The organism is Paenibacillus sp. OT2-17 (genome assembly GCF_009827695.1).
In the GTDB taxonomy this organism is placed as follows: Bacteria; Bacillota; Bacilli; order Paenibacillales; family Paenibacillaceae; genus Paenibacillus; species Paenibacillus polymyxa_B.
Map to the genome: position 1 here is coordinate 1 of NZ_WUDQ01000973.1, position 753 is coordinate 753.

Genomic DNA, 753 nt, shown 5'->3' on the forward strand with positions numbered 1-753 from the left:
TTGAAGAGCTGGGGGCCGGGAAGGAGAGCATTCATTCTGTAAACGACATGCCATGGATCAATGTGGAGTGGCTGAAAAAGCTGGGACTTAAAATGCCAAAAACCACCGAGGATTTAAAAAAAGTTCTGCTCGCATTTAAAAATGACGACCCTAACGGAAATGGCCAGGCGGATGAAATCCCGCTGTCCTTTATACTCAATAACGGCAATGAGGACCTGAATTTTCTGTTTGGATCATTTGGTCTTGGGGACAACGGCGATCATACTGTAGTGACCAATGAGGGGAAAGTGGTCTTCACTGCCGATCAGGACGGTTATAAAGAGGGGATCAAATACCTTAATGAGCTTTATAAGCTGAACCTGATTGACGAAGAGTCATTCGAGCAGGATTACAATACGTATCTGGCCAAAGGACAGAATGAAAAATATGGTCTCTATTTTCAATGGGATAAGGCGAACATTTCAGGAGACAACGATAAATATGAATTGATGAATCCGCTCGCGGGGCCAAGCGGTGAAGTCAATGTGACCCGCACGAACAATCTCGGCTTTGACCGGGGGAGAATGGTGATTACCAGTGACAACAAAAATCTTGAGCTTACAGCAAAATGGATTGACCAACTGTATGAACCCATCCAGTCCGTACAGGACAACTGGGGCACCTACGGCGACAAAACTCAGCAGAACATTTTTGAATACGATGAAGCGAGTCATATGCTGAAGCATCTTCCGCTTAAGGGAACTGCGCCAGTCG

The 753-nt window shown here is 45.7% G+C and carries 1 protein-coding gene; it reads left to right on the forward strand.

The annotated features are described in order from the left end of the window. The coding region (locus GRP75_RS28545; RefSeq protein WP_483311132.1) for a type 2 periplasmic-binding domain-containing protein at nt 1–753 on the forward strand (753 nt) is incomplete at both ends.